This window comes from Pseudomonas sp. CAN1 (genome assembly GCF_030462585.1).
In the GTDB taxonomy this organism is placed as follows: domain Bacteria; phylum Pseudomonadota; class Gammaproteobacteria; order Pseudomonadales; family Pseudomonadaceae; genus Pseudomonas.
The window spans coordinates 95,175-115,185 of record NZ_JASMRU010000021.1 but is presented as its reverse complement, the minus strand read 5'-3'; the positions used below and the strand labels follow the sequence as shown (position 1 = coordinate 115,185).

General features: G+C 66.1%; 22 protein-coding genes. 14 read left to right on the top strand and 8 right to left on the bottom strand.

Annotated elements, in window-relative coordinates; translation table 11 throughout:
* The 3 genes from QO207_RS22945 to QO207_RS22935 all read left to right on the top strand — a co-directional run.
* A partial coding sequence (locus QO207_RS22945; protein WP_301534596.1) for an ABC transporter substrate-binding protein occupies positions 1-773 on the top strand: 773 nt, incomplete at its 5' end.
* On the top strand, positions 770-1,834 hold the full coding sequence (locus QO207_RS22940; protein WP_301534595.1) for an iron ABC transporter permease: 1,065 nt from the start codon (positions 770-772) through the stop codon (positions 1,832-1,834). The genes QO207_RS22945 and QO207_RS22940, both read left to right, overlap by 4 nt.
* Positions 1,831-2,610: an ABC transporter ATP-binding protein gene (locus tag QO207_RS22935; RefSeq protein WP_301534594.1), complete on the top strand. Its 780-nt coding sequence runs from the start codon at positions 1,831-1,833 to the stop codon at positions 2,608-2,610. The genes QO207_RS22940 and QO207_RS22935 overlap by 4 nt, the downstream gene beginning before the upstream one ends.
* Before the next feature lie 4 nt (positions 2,611-2,614).
* Here QO207_RS22935 and QO207_RS22930 read toward each other — a convergent pair whose 3' ends face one another.
* Complete coding sequence (locus QO207_RS22930) at positions 2,615-3,106, bottom strand: DinB family protein (protein WP_301534593.1); 492 nt, start codon at positions 3,104-3,106, stop codon at positions 2,615-2,617.
* A 116-nt stretch (positions 3,107-3,222) separates the two neighbouring features.
* On the opposite strand from QO207_RS22930, the gene QO207_RS22925 reads away from it, so the two are divergent.
* Positions 3,223-4,065: a LysR family transcriptional regulator gene (locus QO207_RS22925; RefSeq protein WP_301534592.1), complete on the top strand. Its 843-nt coding sequence runs from the start codon at positions 3,223-3,225 to the stop codon at positions 4,063-4,065.
* Between the two features lie 3 nt (positions 4,066-4,068).
* Here the strand turns inward: QO207_RS22925 and QO207_RS22920 are convergent, their stop codons facing one another.
* The 4 genes from QO207_RS22920 to QO207_RS22905 form a co-directional block, all read right to left on the bottom strand.
* Positions 4,069-4,194, bottom strand: coding sequence for a hypothetical protein (locus QO207_RS22920; RefSeq protein ID WP_301534591.1), 126 nt, complete (start codon positions 4,192-4,194; stop codon positions 4,069-4,071).
* A gap of 100 nt (positions 4,195-4,294) precedes the next feature.
* Entirely contained in the window at positions 4,295-5,218 is a 924-nt protein-coding gene (locus tag QO207_RS22915) for a glyoxylate/hydroxypyruvate reductase A (RefSeq protein ID WP_301534590.1), read from the bottom strand.
* A 109-nt stretch (positions 5,219-5,327) separates the two neighbouring features.
* The gene (locus QO207_RS22910; RefSeq protein ID WP_301534589.1) at positions 5,328-6,350 is read right to left on the bottom strand and encodes a GlxA family transcriptional regulator; all 1,023 of its coding nucleotides are present in this window, start codon (positions 6,348-6,350) and stop codon (positions 5,328-5,330) included.
* A 100-nt stretch (positions 6,351-6,450) separates the two neighbouring features.
* Entirely contained in the window at positions 6,451-7,053 is a 603-nt protein-coding gene (locus QO207_RS22905; protein WP_301534588.1) for a TetR/AcrR family transcriptional regulator, read from the bottom strand.
* Positions 7,054-7,200: 147 nt separating this feature from the next.
* On the opposite strand from QO207_RS22905, the gene QO207_RS22900 reads away from it, so the two are divergent.
* The 3 genes from QO207_RS22900 (at position 7,201) to QO207_RS22890 (ending at position 11,059) form a co-directional block, all read left to right on the top strand.
* Complete coding sequence (locus QO207_RS22900) at positions 7,201-8,448, top strand: serine hydrolase (RefSeq protein WP_301534587.1); 1,248 nt, start codon at positions 7,201-7,203, stop codon at positions 8,446-8,448.
* A gap of 142 nt (positions 8,449-8,590) precedes the next feature.
* Positions 8,591-9,925, top strand: coding sequence for an alginate export family protein (locus QO207_RS22895; RefSeq protein WP_301534586.1), 1,335 nt, complete (start codon positions 8,591-8,593; stop codon positions 9,923-9,925).
* Between the two features lie 33 nt (positions 9,926-9,958).
* Positions 9,959-11,059 carry a polyamine ABC transporter substrate-binding protein gene (locus QO207_RS22890; protein WP_301534585.1) on the top strand — a complete coding sequence of 367 codons (1,101 nt, stop codon included), beginning with the start codon at positions 9,959-9,961 and terminating at the stop codon, positions 11,057-11,059.
* 53 nt (positions 11,060-11,112) lie between these two features.
* Here QO207_RS22890 and QO207_RS22885 read toward each other — a convergent pair whose 3' ends face one another.
* Complete coding sequence (locus QO207_RS22885; protein WP_301534584.1) at positions 11,113-11,586, bottom strand: BRO family protein; 474 nt, start codon at positions 11,584-11,586, stop codon at positions 11,113-11,115.
* Positions 11,587-11,926: 340 nt separating this feature from the next.
* Complete coding sequence (locus tag QO207_RS22880) at positions 11,927-12,568, bottom strand: HAD family phosphatase (RefSeq protein WP_301534583.1); 642 nt, start codon at positions 12,566-12,568, stop codon at positions 11,927-11,929.
* Between the two features lie 298 nt (positions 12,569-12,866).
* On the opposite strand from QO207_RS22880, the gene QO207_RS22875 reads away from it, so the two are divergent.
* From QO207_RS22875 to QO207_RS22865, 3 genes are read left to right on the top strand one after another with little or no spacing between them, the layout of a single operon-like run.
* Positions 12,867-13,454 carry a hypothetical protein gene (locus QO207_RS22875; RefSeq protein ID WP_301534582.1) on the top strand — a complete coding sequence of 196 codons (588 nt, stop codon included), beginning with the start codon at positions 12,867-12,869 and terminating at the stop codon, positions 13,452-13,454.
* Positions 13,451-13,846: a hypothetical protein gene (locus tag QO207_RS22870; protein WP_301534581.1), complete on the top strand. Its 396-nt coding sequence runs from the start codon at positions 13,451-13,453 to the stop codon at positions 13,844-13,846. The genes QO207_RS22875 and QO207_RS22870 overlap by 4 nt, the downstream gene beginning before the upstream one ends.
* A gap of 58 nt (positions 13,847-13,904) precedes the next feature.
* The gene (locus QO207_RS22865) at positions 13,905-14,207 is read left to right on the top strand and encodes a hypothetical protein (RefSeq protein WP_301534580.1); all 303 of its coding nucleotides are present in this window, start codon (positions 13,905-13,907) and stop codon (positions 14,205-14,207) included.
* Positions 14,208-14,299: 92 nt separating this feature from the next.
* On the opposite strand, the gene QO207_RS22860 is transcribed toward QO207_RS22865, so the two are convergent.
* On the bottom strand, positions 14,300-16,789 hold the full coding sequence (locus QO207_RS22860; protein ID WP_301534579.1) for a TonB-dependent receptor: 2,490 nt from the start codon (positions 16,787-16,789) through the stop codon (positions 14,300-14,302).
* A gap of 353 nt (positions 16,790-17,142) precedes the next feature.
* On the opposite strand from QO207_RS22860, the gene QO207_RS22855 reads away from it, so the two are divergent.
* Genes QO207_RS22855 through arsH form a run of 4 tightly spaced genes read left to right on the top strand, consistent with a single transcriptional unit; the run spans position 17,143 to position 20,006 of the window.
* Positions 17,143-17,490: a metalloregulator ArsR/SmtB family transcription factor gene (locus tag QO207_RS22855; RefSeq protein ID WP_301534578.1), complete on the top strand. Its 348-nt coding sequence runs from the start codon at positions 17,143-17,145 to the stop codon at positions 17,488-17,490.
* A 20-nt stretch (positions 17,491-17,510) separates the two neighbouring features.
* On the top strand, positions 17,511-18,794 hold the full coding sequence (locus tag QO207_RS22850; protein WP_301534577.1) for an arsenic transporter: 1,284 nt from the start codon (positions 17,511-17,513) through the stop codon (positions 18,792-18,794).
* Between the two features lie 27 nt (positions 18,795-18,821).
* Positions 18,822-19,292, top strand: coding sequence for an arsenate reductase ArsC (locus QO207_RS22845; protein ID WP_301534576.1), 471 nt, complete (start codon positions 18,822-18,824; stop codon positions 19,290-19,292).
* Positions 19,293-19,304: 12 nt separating this feature from the next.
* A complete protein-coding gene (gene arsH, locus QO207_RS22840; RefSeq protein WP_301534575.1) occupies positions 19,305-20,006 on the top strand; it encodes an arsenical resistance protein ArsH in 702 nt (233 codons plus the stop codon).
* Positions 20,007-20,011 lie beyond the last annotated feature (5 nt).

Here is a 20,011-nt window from a genome sequence, read left to right as displayed (position 1 = left end):
CGCTGAAGCCGGACCTCGCGGTGTTCAGCATCGCCGGCGAAGGCCCGACCCAGCACAGCCCGATTGCGGATATCCTCGCCGCGGCCGGCGTGCCAGTGGTGTTCGTCGACTTCCGCGTGCACCCCATCGAAGGCGTGCGCACCAGCCTTACCGCGCTGGGCGCGGCGCTCGGTCGCCAGGCCGAGGCGGAGCAGTACCTGAAGTTCTACGACGCCCACCTGCAGCGCATCCGCGACGGCGTGGCCGGGCTTGATGACGCGCACAAGCCGAGCGTGTTCCTCGAACTGCTGGCCGGCGTCTGGCAGGCACCGGGGCACACCACCGGCAAGAGCGGCCTGGGCAGCGTCATCGACGCAGTCGGCGGACGCAACATCGCCGCTGGCGTGGTGCCCGGCGCGCTGGGCGATATCAGCGTGGAGTACGCGCTGTCGGCCAAGCCGGATATCTACATCGCCACCGGCAACCGCAATCCGGGGCTGATCCTCGGCGCCGGCGTCAGCCAGCAGCAGGCCCGCGAAAGCCTGCAGAAGGTCCTGCAGCGCCCCGAGTTCGCCACCCTCGACGCCATCCGCAACGGCAAGGCCCACGGCCTCTGGCACGACTTCTACAACTCGCCGTTCAACATCCTCGCCATCGAGGCCATGGCGCGCTGGGTTCACCCGGAACGCTTCACCGATCTCGACCCGGCAAAGACCCAGGCGCAGATCAACCAGGAATTCCTGCGCATCGGCCTGGACGGCACCTACTGGATCGATGCCGGCCAGCCTGAATGAACGTCGCCGCAGACAACATCGACCTGCAGCTGGCGCGCCGTGAGCGCCGGCTGCAACTGCGCCGCCGTGGGGCGGTGCTGGTCGTCCTGCTCGCCCTGCTGCTCGGCTCCATGGCCTGGGACCTGCTCAGCGGGCCGTCCGGGCTTACGCCTGCCGCGCTGTTCCATGGCCTGCTGCACCCAGGCGAGCTGGAGCCAAGCCAGCGGGTGATCATCTGGAACGTGCGCCTGCCCTACGCGGTGATGGCGCTGCTGGTGGGCGGCGCGCTTGCCCTGGCCGGCGCGGAGATGCAGACCATCCTCGACAACCCGCTGGCCAGCCCCTTCACCCTCGGCGTGTCGTCCTCCGCCGCGCTGGGCGCCTCGCTGGCGATCTTCTTCCACCTGGGYAATGCCTGGCTCTCGGCCAATGCCGCGGTGTCGCTGGCGGCCTTCGTCTTCGCCTGCCTGTCGCTGGTGCTGCTGCAACTGCTCTCGCGCCTGCGCGGCGGCGGCGTGGAAAGCCTGGTGCTGTTCGGCATCGCCCTGGTATTCAGCTGCAACGCGGCGGTGGCGCTGCTGCAGATGATGGCCAGTGAAGACGTACTGCAACAGCTGGTGTTCTGGACCCTCGGCAGCCTCGCCCGCGCCGACTGGCACAAGGTCGGAGCACTGGCCCTGGTGCTCGCGCTGTGCCTGCCCTTCTCCCAGGCCGCCGCGTCGAAGCTCACCGTACTGCGCATGGGCGAGGACCGCGCCCGCAGCCTCGGCGTGGACGTGCGCCGCCTGCGCCGCTTCGCCCTGCTGCGCATCTGCCTGCTGTCGGCGTGCGCCGTGGCCTTCGTCGGCACCATCGGCTTCATCGGCCTGGTCGGCCCGCACATCGCGCGCATGCTGATCGGCGAGGACCAGCGCTTCTACCTGCCGGCCAGTGCGCTGGTCGGCGCGCTGCTGCTGTCGCTGTMGTCGGTGGCCAGCAAGCTGCTGATGCCGGGGCTGATCGTGCCGGTGGGCATCGTCACCGCGCTGGTCGGCGTGCCGGTGTTCGTCGCCCTGATCTGCCGCGGAGGACGCAACGCATGAGCCTGCTCGCGCAGAACCTGACGGTCGCTTACCGCCGCTACGCCGTGGTCCACGACGTGACGTTGCCGGAGCTGAAACGCGGAACCCTGACTGCCCTGATCGGCCCCAACGGCGCGGGCAAATCCACCCTGCTGCGCGGTCTCGCCGGCCTTGAACGCGTGCGCGGCGACCTCAGCCTGGACGGCCAGTCGCTCGCTTCGCTGTCAGTCGGCGAACGCAGCCGGCGAATCGCCTACATGCCGCAGAACCTGCCCGGCGGCATCGCCCTGAGCGTGCTCGATGCGCTGCTCGCCAGCCTGCGGGTCAACCCGTTCGACACCGAACTGCGCCGCGCCGACCCGCTGGCCGCCGCCCTCGAAGCACTGCGCCGGGTCGGCATCCTGCACCTGCGCGACCAGCGCCTGGACCGCCTCTCCGGCGGCCAGCGGCAGATGGTCAGCCTGGCCCAGCTACTGGCACAGCGCCCGCAGGTGCTGCTGCTGGACGAACCCACCAGCGCGCTGGACCTCAACTACCAGTTGCGGGTCATGCAGTGTGTGCAGGAGGAAGTGCGCCGCCACGGCCTGATCGCCATCGCCGTGCTCCACGACATCGGCCTCGCCGCGCGCTATGCCGATCAGTTGGCGGTGCTGCACCAGGGCCGGCTGGTGGCCGCGGGCAGTGCCGAAAGCATCCTCACCCCGCAGCTGTTCGGCGAAGTCTACGGCGTGCAGGCACGGGTGGAGCACTGCTCGCGGCAGACCCTGCAGATCATCATCGACGAAGTGGCCTGCTGAGCCTTCAGCCCTCGCGGCGCTCCGGCTGGGTAGCGTGCACGAACACCGTGTAGGTGTCCGCCGGGTGCGCCACGCCGGCCTGGTCCAGTGCGCGGGCGATGGACCCACGGTGGTAGGTGGCGTGGTTGAGGATGTGGAAGAACATCTCCTCGCGGGTCAGGCTGCCGCTGCGGCCATCGGTGAAACGGAAGCGGATGACTTCCCGCGCGCGCTCCGGGGTCAGCGCGGCGAGCTGCTCGACGTACCACTGGGCGGAACTCAGCAGGCGCTCGCGCAGCTCGTCATAGCCGGGCACCGCCGCGGTGTTGGTGGCCGGGTGCGGGTCCGCTTCGCCGCTCAGTCGCGCGCGGAACAGGTCCTCGACTATGGCCATGTGGTTGAGCTGCTGGAGGGCGAAGGCATGCTCCTCGGGAAAGCGCGCGGCGTCGATCCGGGCGATGGCATCCAGTGCCCGGCGGTCCGACCAGCATTTGTAGGCGAACGCCTGGGTCAGCATCGCGACTCCTTGTCAGCAGCTATTGAAGATTGAGGCGGCACTGTAGCGCATCCGGGGCTTGGGTTGCGCCGGCCCAGCTGCCAGACTGACGCCAGCCCCAAGGACGACTCGCTGCCATGAAAACCCCCGATATCGAAGCCATCCGCGCCTTCGCGCTGGTCGCCGAGCTGAAGAGTTTCACCCGCGCGGCCGAAATCACTGGTACCACCCAGGCGGCCATCAGCCTGAAGATCAAGCGCCTGGAGGAATCCCTCGGCCGCCCGCTGCTGGAGCGCACGCCGCGCCGCGTCACGCTGTCGGCCCAGGGCTCGGTATTCCTCGCCAGCGCCCGCCGCCTGCTGGCCAGCTACGACGAAACCCTGCGCTGCTTCGACTCGCCGCGCCGCACCCTGCGCATCGGCGTCAGCCACCACATCCTCGGCGCCGACCTCAGTCATTGGCTCAAGCGCCTGGCCCAGGCCGACCCGGAAGTGATAGTCGCCTTCAGCCTCGGCACGTCGCGGCAGATGCTGGAGAGCTACGAGGAAGGCGCGCAGGATATCGCGCTGATCCTGCGCCACGACAACCGCCGCCAGGATGGCGAGGTGATCGGCAGCGAACGCTTCGGCTGGATGGCCGCCGAGTCCTTCGAACTGGAGGATGGCGCGCCGTTGCCACTGGCGATCCAGCCGGCACCCTGCGGCATGCGCAGCATGGTCGAGAACGCGCTGCAGACACAGAGCCGCCCCTGGAGCGAAGCCTTCGTCGGCTCGGGGATTCTCGCCATCGGCGCGGCGGTGTCGGCCGGCATCGGCATTGGCGCCATGGTTGAACGCATGGCGCCGGCAGGTTGCACGGATGTGCGCGAACGCTTCGGCTTACCAGAGCTGCCGCCCCGCGACGTGGTGCTCTACAGCGCCCATCGCGACGCCCAGACCCGCGCGCTGATCAGCACGCTGAGCCAGGCCATCGCCGGCTGAGCCTCAGTGCAGCAGCACGCCCAGCCGCGCCAGGAACAGCGCCAGCGCGACGATCAGCGAGCCGCACAGGGCGACGGCGGCAAAATGGCTGAAGGCGAAATCGCGGGCATCGATTTGTTCGTGGTCCATGAACGGCACTTCCTGGGCGGCAGTTGGGTGCCGCCAGTATCGAAAGTGCCGTTGCGGACAAACAGCTCGCACCGGCTATTTCAGTGATAAGCGAAATGCCTCAGTAGCCGCTCTGGCGATTCACCATGTGCAGCAGCTCGGCACCTTGCAAATCACGCAGGATGTTCTTCGCCACCGCCGCCGCGCCGCCTTCCACCTGCATGGTGCTGGCGATGTGCGGAGTGACCCAGACGTGCGGGTGCGACCACAGCGGATGGCCCTCGGGCAGCGGCTCTTCGCGGAAGACGTCGAGGATCGCTGCGCCGACCTGCCCGGCATCCAGCGCTGCAACCAGATCAGCCTCCACCACGTGCTCGCCCCGGCCGACGTTGATCAGCCCGGCGCCCTTGGGTAGCTGCGCCAGGGTCTCGCGGTTGAGGATGCCGCGGGTGCTGTCGGTCAGCGGCAGCAGGTTGACCAGGATGTCGCACTGCGACAGGAAGCTCTGCAGCTGCTCGGGGCCGGTGTAGGTCTGCACACCGTCGATCTGCCGCTCGGAGCGGTTCCAGCCCAGCAGCTGGAACTTCAGGTGGCGCAGTTGCGCGAGGCACGCCTGGCCCAGCTGGCCGAGGCCCATCACGCCGACACGGCTGGTCGCCGCCGGCAGGATACTCAGCGGCTCCCACACCTGCGCGGCCTGCTGCACGCGGTAGGCCGGCATCTCGCGGTGCAGCGCCAGCGCGGACATCACCACGAACTCGGCCATGATGTCGGCCAGGGAATCATCGACCATGCGCACCAGCGCCACCGACTCGGGGATCTTCGACAGGTCGAACTGATCCACCCCGGCACCCGCCGCGAACAGCACGCGCAGGCCGGTGTAGCGCTGGATATCCTCGACGGTTTTCCAGGTCAGCAGGTAGGTGACCCGCGCCGGGTCGACCGCCTCGAAGCCTTCGACGAATTCCAGCTCCGGCACCTGGGCGGCCAGCAGGGCTCGCCACTTCTCGGCGTGTTCGGGTTCGGCGTTGTAAAGAAAGATCACGTCCTGTTCCTCGCTCTTGTTGTTCGCACGTCCTGGCAGTTAACCAGCCACGCCGCGCGAGGAACAACACTGTCAAAGCACTGCGTGCCCGCAGACCGACCCGCCCTGCTCACTTGGCCGAGCGCACGCAACCAAAGCGTACTTCCTTCGACGGCGAATGGCCGAAGAACGAGGTGTAGCACTTGCTGAAGTGACTCGGCGACACGAAGCCGCAAGCCAGCGCCACCTCCACCAGCGACAGGTCGGAATGCTGCAGCAGACGCCGGCTCTCGGTGATGCGCAGCTCCAGGTAATAGCGCACCGGCGAAGTCCCCAGCTGCTCCTGGAACAGGCGTTCCAGCTGGCGTTTGGAACGGCCCACGCACTCGGACAGCTGGTCTGTGCTCAGCGGTTCCTCGATGTTCGCGCTCATCAGGTTGAGCACGTCACGCAGCGGCTGGGTCATCTTCTCGTGCAGCGCCGGGCGGGTGCGCCGGTAGCGTGATTCCTCGAAGGCGAGGATGTCGACAATGCCTTCCACCAGCTCGCGGCCGTGCAGGTTGTGAATCCACTCCAGCACCAGGTTGAAGGCGCCGGTCGGGCTGCCGGCAGTGAGGCGGTTGCGGTCGAGGATATAGCTCTCGGCGGTGACCACGCTGTTGCGCGCGACCTCCGCCAGCAAGGCGCGGTTTTCCGGGTGTATCGCGCACTTGTGGCCGTCCAGCAGGCCGGCCTTGCCGAGGAACCAGGCGCCGTTCCACAGACCGGCCAGGGCAGTGCCGCGCTCATCGGCAAGATGCAGCAGGCGACTGAGCCCGGGCATGTCCTTCAGTGGCGTACGCAGGCCGCCGCAGACCACCAGCAGATCCATGTCCAGGTACTTGCCTTCCAGCGTCGCCGCCGGGCAGATCACCAGCCCGAGGTCGCTGGTCACCGACTCGCCATCGAGGCTGAAGGTGCGCGTGGAAAAGGCGCCCTCGCGGATCAGGTTGGCGGTGACCAGGGTATCCAGCGCCTGGGTGAAGGCCGGCAGCGAGAAGTTCTCCAGCAGCACGAAGCCGACCTTGCGCGGGCGCTGCGGGTCGGCCTTGCGCTCGCCGACGAAGCGCAGGTTCTGTCCCTGCATCGACTCGCTGAACTGTCGTCTTTCCACTGCCTGGGGCACTCCTGGATTCGTTGTCGGCCCGGCTCGAAGCGACCCTTGCCTGGCACTGCCGGACGGCGATCATACCAGCGCGCAGGCGCCCGCCGACCTACCGACGGATGCCGTCGAACAGCAGCTCGACGAAGCGCCGCACACTGCCCGCATGGGCCTCGAAGTCCAGCGGCTCAACGCTGACCAGCTTGAGGAATTCGAGGGTGAGGAACTCGTTGAGGACTTGTGCCACGTAGTCCGGGCAGATGTCCTGGCGCACCTTGCCCGCTGCCTGCAGATGGCCGAGCAGCACGCTGACCTGGGCGTTGAGCACCTCGTTGTTCAACTTCAGCTGCTCGGGCGATGCACCGCTGTAACGCATGGCCAGCAGTTCACGCCAGACCGATACCGGCAACGCTTCCAGCTCGTACTTCAGCACCAGGCTTTCCAGGTGGCAGAGCACGTCGACCGGGTCGTCGAAGTCCAGCGCCAGCTGCACCATGTCCTTGACCACGCGTTCGTCGGTGGCGCGCAGCAGGTCGATGAGAATCTCCTGCTTGCTGCCGAAATAGTTGAACACCGTGGGCGGCGACACCCCGGCGTGCTCGGCGATCTGCTCGACGGTGGTGGCCACGTAGCCCTGGAGGCGGAACAGCTCGACTGCCGCCTGGCTGATCGCCTGGCGCCGCGCCTCTTTCTGTCGTTCACGAAGTCCGCTCAAGGGCCCTCCTCACTGCGAGATCTGCGTCTGGGCGGATTCTATAGGTTTTTCTCCGTAAAAACTTTTTAGTTGACTAAAACTTTTTACGGTGAGAAAAATTATTCACGGCCAGCGCCACCGGGCCGCCCGATTCTTCAGGAGTGATTCATGTCCCACGATCTGCAAGCGGCCCTCGTGCAGGCCTACGCCGAACGCCTGAGCCTTGAGCCCAACCCATCGCTGACCGGCGAGCGTTCATACGCTGCCCAGCTACATGTCGGCGCTGCCGATGTCCTGTTGCCGCCGCACAACCGCTGGACCTTCCAGCACATGAGCCAGCTTTGCCCGACCCTGGTGGTGGCCGCCGGCAACGCCGCGCCCAGCGACCTGGGTGCGCAACAGGACCTGCTGCAGGACTACCGCTTCAACAGCCTGAGCGGTGAACAGGTCAGCCTGCAGGACCACCTGGACGCCACCTTCACCGACGGTTTCCTGGTGCTCAAGCAGGGCCGCGTGCTGTGCGAGCGCTACTTCAACCAGCAGACCGCCGACACCCGCCACATCATGTTCTCGGTCACCAAATCGGTGACCGGCGCGCTGGCCGAGCAACTCATCGAGCAGGGCCTGCTCGACCCGGATCGCCCGGCGCTGTCCTACGTCCCCGAGTTCGCCGGCACCGCCTTCGAGAACGCCAGCGTGCGCCAGGTGATGGACATGGCGATCAGCATCGACTACGTCGAGCACTACGAAGACCCCAACTCGCCCACCTCGCACCTGCACTACACCGTCGGCCTGACCCCGACGCCGCCGGGCATCGTCAAGTACCCGTCGATCCGCCACTGGCTGCGCGCCTTCAAGCGCAAGGACGAGCACGGCGGTTTCTTCCGCTATGTCACCGCCACCACCGAAGCCATGGGCTGGATCATGGAACGCGCCGCCGGCCTGCCCTGCCATGTGCTGTTCGAGCGCATGTGGAAGCAACTGGGCTGCGAGCGCGACGGCTTCCTGCTGGCCGAGCCGTCCGGGCACGGCGTGGTCGGTTTCGGCTTCAACGCGACCCTGCGCGACATGGGCCGTTTCGGGCTGATGCTGCTAGGCCGCGGCCGGTTCAACGGCCACCAGGTGCTGCCGCAGGCTGCGGTGGAGCGCCTGCTGCGCGGCAACGATCCGGCGGTCTACGCGACCAACAAGGAATTCTCCGAATGGAGCCCGCAGGCCTCCTACAAGAGCCAGTGGTACGTCTTCAATGACCGCGCGCTGATGGCCGTCGGCATCCATGGCCAGTGGGTGTTCGTCGATTTCGCCAACCAGGTGGTGATCATCAAGCAGTCCTCCGCGCCGCAAGCGGAGAACGTCATCGATACCGACACCGTGCACCTGCTCAAGACCCTCGCCGCATCGCTGGGCGACGCCTGACGAGCGAACCAGCACCGAGCCAGCACCGATCCTAGCAACACACCGAAGTACGGGCGCGACGCCAACTGCGCCCTTGCGGGCCTCGCTTTGCCCGCGTGACTGCCCTGTTCCAACAAAAACGACATACAGGAGCTTCGCAATGATGACTGGACGCTTTACCTCGGCGCCCTGCCGCACGCTCGCCGTCGGCCTTCTCGTCGGCAGCCCGCTGGCCAGCGCCGGCGTGGCCTTCGAGAACGGCGACCTGAAGGGCGAGTACTCGCTCAGTGCCTCGGCCACCGCCATCAACAGCCACAACGCCAACTTCGGCCTGGGCCGCCTCGACCTGCGCAGTGGCGAACCCAGCAGCAAGGAGAACTACGCCTGGCAGGAGTACTACCTCAAGCCCGGCGTGACCTTCGAATATTCAGTGAGCCCGGACTTTGCCTTCCTCGGCGGCGGCTCGCTGGTCGCTGCCGGCACCACCGGCGACGGCGACCCCGGCGGCTACACCCGTGGCGACGAGCACAACACCTCGGTGGAGGAAGCCTACGCGGGCTTTCGTGCCGGTGACTGGCGCCTGACCCTGGGCGACCAGAACTTCATGGTCGGCAACGGCTTCCTGGTGATGGACGGCAACCTCGACCAGTTCGGCGACGGCGCCTACTTCAGCGCCCCGCGCACGGCCTTCCGCGATGCCGGCGTGCTGTCCTGGCAGCACGGCATGGCCTCGGCCCAGGCCTTCAGCCTGCGCACCGACGACCACCTCGGTGACCTGCGCATGAGCGGTGCCAACCTCGACCTCAAGCTGCCCACCGCCACCCTCGGCGCCATGGCCTTCTACGTCGACTCGCTGGACAGCAAGCAGAACGCCTTCATCCCCCGCGACGGCATGGACGTCTACAACCTGCGCCTGCTCAACGCCAGCCTGCCAGACCTGGAAGCCTTGCAGTTCAATGGCGAGTACGCCATCGAGCGCGGCAGCGGCAAGGGCATCGATTACGACGCCAGCGCCTGGTACGCCTCGGCCGACTACAGCTTCAACGACCTGCCGCTGCAACCCAGCATCGGCTACCGCTACGCCGACTTCTCCGGCGACAACGACCCCAGCGACGGCACCCGCAAGGACTGGGACCCATTGAGCAAGGGCTACGTCGACTGGGGCACCTGGGTGATCGGCGATATCGTCGGCAACTACCTGCTGTACAACAGCAACGAGAAAGCCCAGACCTGGCGTGGCAAATTGCACTTCAACGAGCAATGGTCCGCCGGCGCCCAGTACCACCAGTTCAAGCTCAACTCCAACTACTACTTCGGCACCCCGGTCAGCGACCGTGACTTCGCCAACGAGACCGGCGTGTACGTCGAGTGGATGCCCACCGAGCACATCTACACCTCGCTGGCGTACAACTGGGTCGATCCCCAGGCGGGCGCCAAGGAAGCGTTGGGCAACGACCGCTTCGACACCCTCGAATGGTTCTTCATCTACAAGCTGTGACCCTGGCCGCCACCCTCAACCTGAGCTGATCCGATGAAAATCCACAAGAAATGGTTCGCCGCACTGCTCGCCACCGCCTGCATCCCGTTCGCCGAAGCCGGCGCCGCGCAGCGCGAAGTGAATATCTACAACTGGGTCGACTACCTGCCGATGCAGGTGGTGCAGGACTTCGAGAAACAGACCGGCATCAAGGTCAACTACGACGTCTTCGACAGCCCGCACACCCTGGAGTCGAAGATGCTCACCGGCACCTCCGGCTACGACCTGGTGTTCCCCAACACCGTGCAGATCGCCAAGTTCATCCAGGCCGGCGCCATCCGCAAGCTTGACCGCCAGCAGCTGCCCAACTGGCAGCACCTGGACGCGGGCATCATGCACAACCTGGAGCGCGTCGATCCGGGCAACCAGTACGCCGTACCCTACCTCTGGGGCACCACGCTGATCGGCTACAACGCCGACAAGGTCCACCAGGCGCTGGGCAACGACGCCAAACTAGATAGCTGGGACCTGCTGTTCAAGCCGGAGAACATCAGCAAGCTGCAATCCTGCGGCGTCGCCTTCCTCGATGCGCCCGAAGAACTGCTGCCCATCGCCCTGCACTACCTGGGCCTGGACCCGAGCAGCCGCAACCCGACGGACTACCAGAAGGCCGAAGCCCTGCTGCTGAAGATTCGCCCGTCGATCCGCTACTTCAACTCGGCCAAGCTCGCCTCGGACCTGGCCAACGGCGACGTCTGCATTGTGGTCGGCTGGTCCGCCGCAGTGCTGCAGGCCCAGGGCATGGCGGCCAGCGCGAAGAACGGCAACGACATCCGCATGCTGCTGCCGCGTGAAGGCACGCTGATGTGGGCCGACACCATGGCCATCCCCAAGGGTGCCAAGCACCCCGAGGAAGCGCAGGCGTTCATCGACTACCTGCTGGACCCGAAGGTGATCACCCAGGTCTCCAACCTGATCGGCTACCCCAACCCCAACCGCGACGCCCAGGACACCGTGAACCCCGACCTGCTGAAGAACCAGGCGATGTTCATTCCCGCTGACCAGCGTGGCAACCTCTTCACCCTCACCCCGGTGCCGTTGAGCATCGAGCGGGCGATGACCCGCAGCTGGACGCGGATCAAGTCCGGCACCTGACGCACCGGCCCCATCCCGCCGGGGATGGGGCTACCCGCCCGCTTCGCCCGCGCTCACTGCCGGCGCCACCACCTCCCGCGCCGCTCCTCGCGCATCAACCGCGGCACCTCGCCCATCGGCACCCAGTACTCGCCCTGCCAATCGAGCACCGCCAGCGGCCGTCCCTCCCCCCTTGTCTGCAGCCGTTTCGGCAGGCCGGCAGCCACCCGCCCCTGGTCGCGCAGTACCGGCAGCACGTGGCCGGTCAGCCACTTGCGCAGCTCCCGGTGCTCCGGGTCGCGAAAACGGTTGAGTACGTAGAAGGCGCCATAGTCGCTGACCAGCAGCACGTCTTCCTCGCCGCTGCCGGTGATCAGGCGCGCTTCGCGAAAGAGGTCCTCGTCCAGTCGTTGAACATAAGCATCGACCCGCTCGCGGATCAGATAGCCCAGCTCGCGGGCGACCAGCCAGGGCTGGTTGTCGATCAGCACGCCGCGCAGGGAACGGTTGTAGCGATGGAATACGGTGGGAACGTAGAGGTCGTCCACGGAACAGCTCCTATGTGTGAGAAGCCGCCACGTCCGTCGCCAAACGGATTGGGTGGCGGAACCGCGCAAGGTTGGCGAACCGGCACATAGATCCGGCAGACCCGAAGGTCTCCCTGCGCGGCCCGCCATAGCATGGAATCGTGGACGTGTTGATACGTCACGGTCTCACGAAGCGTTACCGCGCCTATGTGTTCCGGGTCGCCAAACCCGCTCCCCCGTCGCTTTCACAGGGGCCGGGCGAGGTTATGGGGAAGGCTGGCGACGGTCAAGCCGGGACGGGTTGGCGTTACGTAAGCTGCCTCGTTTCAGCGATGACTGGCGGGGCTAATAGCGCCCGTCGTCACTGCTGATCTGGCACAAGCGCGAGGCCAAAGCCCTCAAGGTCCCTGCGCAGCTGTTCCGCGCTGGAGAACTGCACCGCCTGCAGCCCTTGGGCAACCGCCGCATCGACATTCTTGCGCACGTCGTCGATGAACAAAGTGCGCGATGGAACTAGACCGTAACGGTCGATCAGCAGCTGGAAGATTTCCGGCTCCGGCTTCATCAGCCCTTCCTGGCCGGAGACCAGCACACCTTCGAAACGGTCGAGGAATTCGAAGCGTTCCAGCGCCACCGGGAAGGTCTCCGCCGACCAGTTGGTCAGTGCCAGCAGGCGCACGCCCGCGCGATGCAGTTCATCGAGGACCAGCACGGTCTCCTCCAGCGCGCCCGCCAGCATCTCGTCCCAGCGCTCGAAGTAGGCGCGGATATTCGCCTCCTGATCGGGATGCCGGGCCACCGCCTCGGCAATTGCTTCCGCCCAGGGCCGGCCGCGATCCTGCTGTTCGTTCCAGGCCGAGTTGCAGACCTCGGTGAGGAACGCCTCCATCGCCACTTCGTCACCGTCGAAGAGCTTGCGGTAGAGGTGACGCGGGTTCCAGTCCACCAGCACGCCGCCCAGATCGAATACCACGGTGTCGATGCTGCCGGTTTGTTCACGCACAGGCTTTGCCTCCCAGGTCGATATCAGGTCATGGATGGTTCGATTCGCAGGCCCCGACCTTATCGGAGACAGGGCTCGCGTCAACCTTCGAGTGCTCGATACGAGGCGCTTCGAGGGTGATGTGATACCTACAGATCGCCAGCGAATCGCACCTTATCGACGCAGAAACTTAACTGCCGTCTGTCACAAAATTCCTACACGAAGGTTGACCCGCAAAACCTGCGCCTCTAGTTTTCTACCCTTCCTTCGCGGGGGTGCGCTGTGCCCTGGCGATCACAACGGCAAAGGAATGTCCGCTATGTTCAAGCCCCTCAGGCCCTGGATGCCTGCCTTGCTGCTTTGCAGCCCGCTCGCCGCGCACGCGGAAGGCCCCTCTGGCGATTACTGGCTGATCCACCAGCAGGGCAGCCTCTACAAGAACGAAATCTTCGTTGTCGATGGCGACCCCGCCAACATCTACGACCGCAAGAAAGGCGTGCGCTCGCTGGGCGTCTATGAGTTCTACGAGGAAGGCGCCAAGCCGACCTTCACCGCCTATGACGTCGAGGTCGACTGCGCGACGAACCGCGTGCGCCTCAACGGCGCGCAGAACTACGACAAGTTCTACAACGACATCCGCCCGAAGAAGGTTTCCAAGGAGTGGCAGAAGAAGCCCGAGGCCTGGATCGCCCAGAGCCGTGACTTCCTCTGCAAGCCGAACGCCCACGTCGAGCAGAAGATGTATCCGCTGGGCAAGATGCCCATGATGCAGTTGGTCTCGGCCGCTCCGGGCCTGTTCCAGCTGCGCAACCGCGAGCACGCCAAGAACCTGATCCTGGACATGGTCGACAAGGGCTTCGAGCAGATGCCCGTGAAGAACGCACCGGCCAAGGAGGGCGTGCAATGAAAGGACTACTCGCACTGGGGATGATCGCCATCCTGCTCGGCGGCTGCTCCGCCATTCCCACCCTGCCCGAGGCGCAGGCCCGCAGCTACTGGAAGGGCCGCCCGGCCGGCGAGGCCATCGACCACTTCGGCGCGCCCAGCGATATCGGCCTGGCGCCGGAGAACGACTGGGTGGTGCTGGTGTATCGCCGCGACACCTCCTACGTCTCCCGCGAGGCGCTGGGCACCTACACCGGCCCGCAGAACGGCCAACTGGTGCATACCGAGTACTGGGGCGACGTGGTCCACTCCGCCAGCTGCGAAATCCGCGTGGCGATCAACCGCGCCCGCCAGGTGGACTACCTGCTGACCCGCGGCAACTGCGGCGGCATCTCGCTGAAGCCGGAAGCCTGACGCCTCTCGCCTTCCCTGCCGGGGAAGGCGTCATCACCAGCCAAGGACGGAACCCACGATGAACAACCTGCTGAAAATTTCCCTGCTCGGGCTCATGGCCTGGGGCAGCCAGGCCCTGGCCGAAGAGCCGAAAATCACCGACCTGCTGGGCCGCGGCTATGAGATCAAGTCGGCCTACTGGGCGCCGGGGCGGGTCGTGCAGATCCACTTCCTGATCCTGCAGAAGGGCTCCTCGGCCTACCAGTGCACGACCTACGAAGGCGGCAGCTTCTCGCAGCAGTACTACGACTATTCCAACACCTACTCCTGCTCGGCCATCGGCGACCTGGTGCCCAAGGCCGGAGGGATTCCGGGGCAATAACCGCACCCGGCCGACAGCCGCCCTGCCCTGCGTGGGCGGCTGCTGATCCCTCAGCCCTTCCCTCAAAGCCCCTCGCCTCAAAGCCCCTTCCCTCAAAGAAACTCCCAACGCACGCCCATCCAGGCGGTGCGGGGCGCGCCTGGCGAAACAAAGGTCTCCCCGACCGTATTGCTGCGCCGACCGTTGACCGTACCGTTGCCGGCAGCGCCATCGGTGCGCATCACCCCGCTGGCGTCAAAGGGATTGGCGCCGAGCATGCCGGCGGTGAGGTACTCGCGGTCGAACAGGTTGTCGACCTCGGCGAACACCTTCCACACCTTGTCGATGCGGTACGCCGCATTCAGGTTGAACACGGTGTAGCCGCCGATCTCCCCGCTGCCCTCGTAGAGGCCGCCACTCTGGTGGTCGTTGTTCTCGTTGCCGCGCACGTAGCTGCCGGAAAGGGCGATGGCATCCGCGCCCAGGCTCAGCTGCGGGTTCACCGCGTAGTCGGCGGAGAGCTTGAGGATGTTGCGCGGGATCAGCGGAATGCGGTCACCCGAGCGGACGCTGATGCTGCCGTCCTCCGCGCTGCTGTTGGCCTCACCCATGAGGGTTTCGCCGGAACGGTAGGTGGCGTCGATGAAGGTGTAGTTGGCGCCCAGCGACCAGTCGCCCAGATCGGCGGAAATGCCCGTCTCGATACCACGCCGGCGCGTCTCGCCGAAGTTGGCGAAGTAACCGCTGCCGCTGGTGCTGGAGGAAACGAAGAGGATGTCGTTGCTGTTGCGCGAGCTGAACAGCCCGGCGTTCCAGCCGACGTTGTCGCCGATGCTCCCGCGCAGGCCGGCCTCGAAGGTGCGGGTGACCACCTGATCCAGCGGCGGGTCGCCGGCCATGGAGTTGGGCAGCCGGCACGGTACATCCGGGTTGGCGCAGCCCAGTTCGATGGTGGTGGGCGCGCGGCTGCCTTCGCTGTAGCCGGCATAGGCGGTGAGGTTCGGCGTCGCCTGGAAGGTCAGGCCGATGGCGGGGTTGAAGCGGTTGAAGTGGTGCTTGCCGCTGAGCGAGGCGTTCTCGTCGATGTCGTCGCCGAGGCTGTCGCCGTCCAGTTCGTAGTGCGTCTGCTGGTCGTGGTTGCGCACCGAGATATCGTTGTAGCGCCCGGACAACGTGAGGTCGAGCCCCTCGCGCAGGGTCAGCGTGTCGCTGCCGTAGAGGCTCCAGGTGCGGGTATTGCCCTTCAGCCGCACGGCGCGGTCGTCCAGTTCGCCATCGAGGTTGAAGGCGTTGTCGGCCTCGGCATAGACGCCGGTGCCGACGATGCCGCGATCGGCCGTCAGCGCGCCGTACTCGGCGGACTGGCGGAAGCGCACCTCGCTGTAGTCGAAACCACCGCCGACGGCGGCCAGGTTGTCCAGCCCGAACAGGCGGTTGCGCACCGACAGCTGCTGGAACAGGCCGATGTTGCTCTGGCGGGTACTGGTGCGGTTGATCATCCCCGAGCACTTTTCGCCGGGTTCGCCGCCCGGCTCGAACTGCGCGGTGCAGGCCTGCAGGTTGCCGGCGGTGGTGTAGCTGCCGGGCGTGGCGAGGATGTTCTGGCCCGGCTCGCCGATGCCTTCGGGCAGGGCTTCGTCGTTGATGTCGCCGTTGAAGGTGTCGGTGCTGATGTGTCGGTAATAGAGGTTGCCGGCCAGGCTGAGGTCGTCGCTGTAGTCGTGGTTCCACTGCAGGTTGAGGAAGTTGGCGGTGTTCTGCGTGTTGTCCGGGTAGGTGTAGACGCTGTCGTAGTCGCGCCGCAGGAAGCTCCTGGGGACCATGCCGTTACCGTTGAGGTCGGTGTCGGCGAAGCTGTAGGTCAGCTTCAGGTCGGTGCTCTCACCGCGCCAGCCGAGCTTGCCGAACAGCTTCTGCGCATCGGAGTCGGAGTGATCGCGCCAGCCGTCTTCCTCGAAGTGGGTGCCGGCGGCGAACCAGTCCCACTGCCCTTCGCTGCCGCCGACCTCCACCTCGCCGATGCGCCGGCCATAGGAGCCGAGGGTGGTCTGGATGGCGCCGCCGGGATTGTCGCGGCCGTTCTTGGTCTGCACCGACAGCGCGCCGCCCAGGGTGTTGAGACCGAACACCGGGTTGCTGCCGGGCATCAGCTGCGCGCTGGCGATGGCGTTGTCGGGGATCAGGTCCCAGCTGACCACATCGCCGAACGGCTGGTTCAGGCGCACCCCGTCCAGGTACAGCGACAGCCCCTGGGGCGTGCCCAGCAGCGGCGAAGCGGTGAAGCCGCGGTAATTGATGTCCGGCTGCAGCGGGTTGTTCTGGATGTCATTGACGTAGACCCCGGCCGCCCGCCGGTTGAGGTAGTCGGCCAGCCCCAGCGCCTGGCTGCGGGCGATGTCATCGCCGCTGAACGCCTGCACCGGCGCGGCAACCTGGTCGCGGGAGATGCCCAACGACGGCAGCGGCAGCGTGCCGATCACCTCGCTCGCCTCCAGCGTCAGCGGCTGGGCATCCTCCGCCGCAGCGGCGATCAGCGGCAGGCCGGCGGCCTGGGCGACGAACAGAGCAAGGGCACTGGACCTGAAGAGAGGACGTCCGGGCATGGCAGCGTTACCTGATTTTTGTCGTTATAGGAGGCAGCCGACATACGCGCACGCGCCCTTGCCAAGGCAGAGCAAGGGAGGTCGCGGCAGATGCGTATGGGCGGATGGCTAGACGGTAGTGCGGCGCAGCAGGCGGGAAAATCCTACGTTGGGCCGGGGCGGCTTGTACCAACGTACTGGTCTGGGTGGAGGCGGCGATGGCGGGTGCTGGTGAGTGCGAGCACCGATTTCTGTTTTTTCCTGTCCGTGGCCAGAGGTTGCTTCCGGCCAGAAGCAGACGCTCAAGTCCAATGAGGCTTGCGCCAAACATATGGAAATCCGTATATTCGATTTTCCATATGTAAGGTGAAGCCATGATCACTCCACCCGAAGTCTTCAAGAACCTGGCCGACGAGACCCGTGTTCGCGCCACTCTGCTCATCGCCAGCCTGGGCGAGCTCTGCGTCTGCGAGCTGATGTGCGCGCTGGACGACAGCCAGCCGAAGATCAGCCGCCACCTGGCACAGCTACGCAGCAGCGGCCTGCTGCTGGATCGCCGCCAGGGTCAGTGGGTGTATTACCGCCTCAACCCCGAGCTGCCTGCCTGGGTGCACGAGATGCTGCAGGTCACCCTGCAGGCCAACGCGCAATGGTTGGCGGACAACACCCTGCGCCTGCAGAACATGGACGGCCGCCCCGTCCGTGATGCCGCCTGCTGCTGACCCCTTCGAGCGAGTCCTCCATGCTGGTCGCCGTTGCTGTCTTCCTCTTCACCCTCGTTCTGGTCATCTGGCAGCCCAAGGGCCTCGGCGTTGGCTGGAGTGCCGCGCTGGGAGCGATCATTGCCCTGGCCGCCGGCGCGGTTTCGCTGCATGACATCCCGACTGTGTGGGCCATCGTCTGGAACGCCACCGCCACCTTCATCGCGGTCATCATCATCAGCCTGCTGCTGGATGAGGCCGGGTTCTTCGAGTGGGCCGCGCTGCACGTCGCGCGCTGGGCGAATGGCAGCGGCTACCGGCTGTTTGCCTTCTGCATTCTGCTCGGCGCTGCTGTCTCGGCGCTGTTCGCCAACGATGGTGCAGCGCTGATCCTCACGCCTATCGTCATGTCGATGCTGCTCGCCCTGCGCTTCTCGCCCGCCGCAACCCTGGCCTTCGTCATGGCTGCGGGCTTTATCGCCGACACAGCGAGCCTGCCGCTGGTGGTCTCCAACCTGGTGAACATCGTCTCGGCTGACTACTTCGGCCTGGGCTTCGCCGAGTACGCCTCGGTGATGGTGCCGGTGAACCTCGCCAGTGTCGCCGCCACCCTGCTGGTGCTGTTCCTGTTCTTCCGCCGCGACATCCCGAGGCAATACGCGCTCGATGCGCTGAAGGAGCCAAAGGCGGCGATCCACGATCGCGCCACCTTCATCGTCGGCTGGTGGACATTGTTGGTGCTGCTGGTCGGCCTGTTCGCCCTGGAGCCGCTGGGCATCCCGGTCAGCGCCGTGGCCGCTGTCTGCGCGGCCATCCTGTTTGCCGTCGCCGCTCGGGGGCAGCGCATCTCCACCCGCCGCGTGCTGCGCGAAGCGCCCTGGCAGGTGGTGATCTTCTCCCTCGGCATGTACCTGGTGGTGTACGGCTTGAAGAACGCCGGCCTCACGGACTTCCTCACCCATCTGCTCGACCGTCTGGCCGAACAGGGTTTGTGGAGCGCCGCCATCGGCACCGGCCTGCTCTCGGCGCTGCTGTCCTCGGTGATGAACAACATGCCCAGCGTGCTGGTCGGCGCCCTGTCGATCCAGGCCAGCGGCGCGGAAGGCCTGGTACGCGAGGCGATGATCTACGCCAACGTGATCGGCTGCGACCTCGGCCCGAAGATCACCCCCATCGGCAGCCTCGCCACGCTGCTCTGGCTGCATGTGCTGGAGCGCAAGGGCATGCGTATCACCTGGGGTTACTACTTCAAGGTCGGCATCCTGCTGACCCTGCCCGTCCTGCTGATCACTCTTTCGGCCCTGGCGCTGCGCCTGAGCCTCTAACGTCCGCGTTGAGCGGAGGAGACCTCCATGCGAGTCCTGTTCATGTGCACGGCCAACAGTTGCCGCAGCATCCTCTCCGAAGCGCTGTTCAACCACCTGGCGCCCGAAGGCTTCGAGGCGGTCAGCTCCGGCAGCTTCCCCAGGGGCCAGGTGCTGCCGCGCAGCCTTACCACCCTGCAGCAGGCCGGCATATCCATCGACGGGCTGAGCAGCAAGGGCAATGACGCCTTCGAAGGCAATCCGCCGGACATCGTCATCACCGTCTGCGACAAGGCCGCCGGCGAAGCCTGTCCGGTGTACTTCGGCCCGGCGCTGAAGTCCCACTGGGGGCTGGAAGACCCATCTGATGTAGTGGGGGAAGAAGCTGCAATCGACGCCGCCTTCCGAGCCACGCTGGCCCGCATCGAGCTGCGCTGCCGGGCCTTCTTCGCCCTTCCCTTCGCCACCCTCGGCCGCGACGAACTCAAGCGCGAGCTGGATCGCATCGGCGCTCTCTGAGCAGGAGGAAACATGTCCGAGCAACTGCCCAACCTAGACCTTTCGCTGTTTGACTTGCCGCCCGCGGCGACCCGTAACAGCGAGCACAAACCGCGCATCCTGCTGCTGTACGGATCGACCCGAGAACGCTCCTTCAGCCGTCTGCTGGTAGAAGAAGCCGCGCGCCTGCTGGAACACTTTGGCGCCGAGACGCGCCTCTTCAATCCCTCCGGCCTGCCGCTGCCTGACGACGCGCCGGTGGAGCACCCCAAGGTGCAGGAGCTGCGTGAACTGGTGCAGTGGTCGGAAGGCCAGGTCTGGTGCTCACCGGAACGCCACGGTGCCCTATCGGCCGTGTTCAAGGCGCAGATCGACTGGATTCCCCTGGCGCTCGGAGCCGTCCGCCCCACCCAGGGCAAGACGCTGGCGGTGATGCAGGTCTGCGGCGGTTCGCAGTCGTTCAATGTGGTCAACCAGCTGCGCGTGCTCGGCCGCTGGATGCGCATGTTCACCATCCCCAACCAGTCCTCGGTGCCCAAGGCCTACCTGGAGTTCGACGACGCCGGACGCATGAAACCGTCGGCGTACTACGACCGCGTGGTGGACGTCATGGAGGAACTGGTGAAGTTCACCCTGCTGCTGCGCGATCGCCAGGAGTTCCTGGTGGATCGTTATTCGGAGCGCAAGGAAAGCGCCGAGCAACTTTCCGTCCGCGTGAATCAGCGCTCGATCTGAGGTCG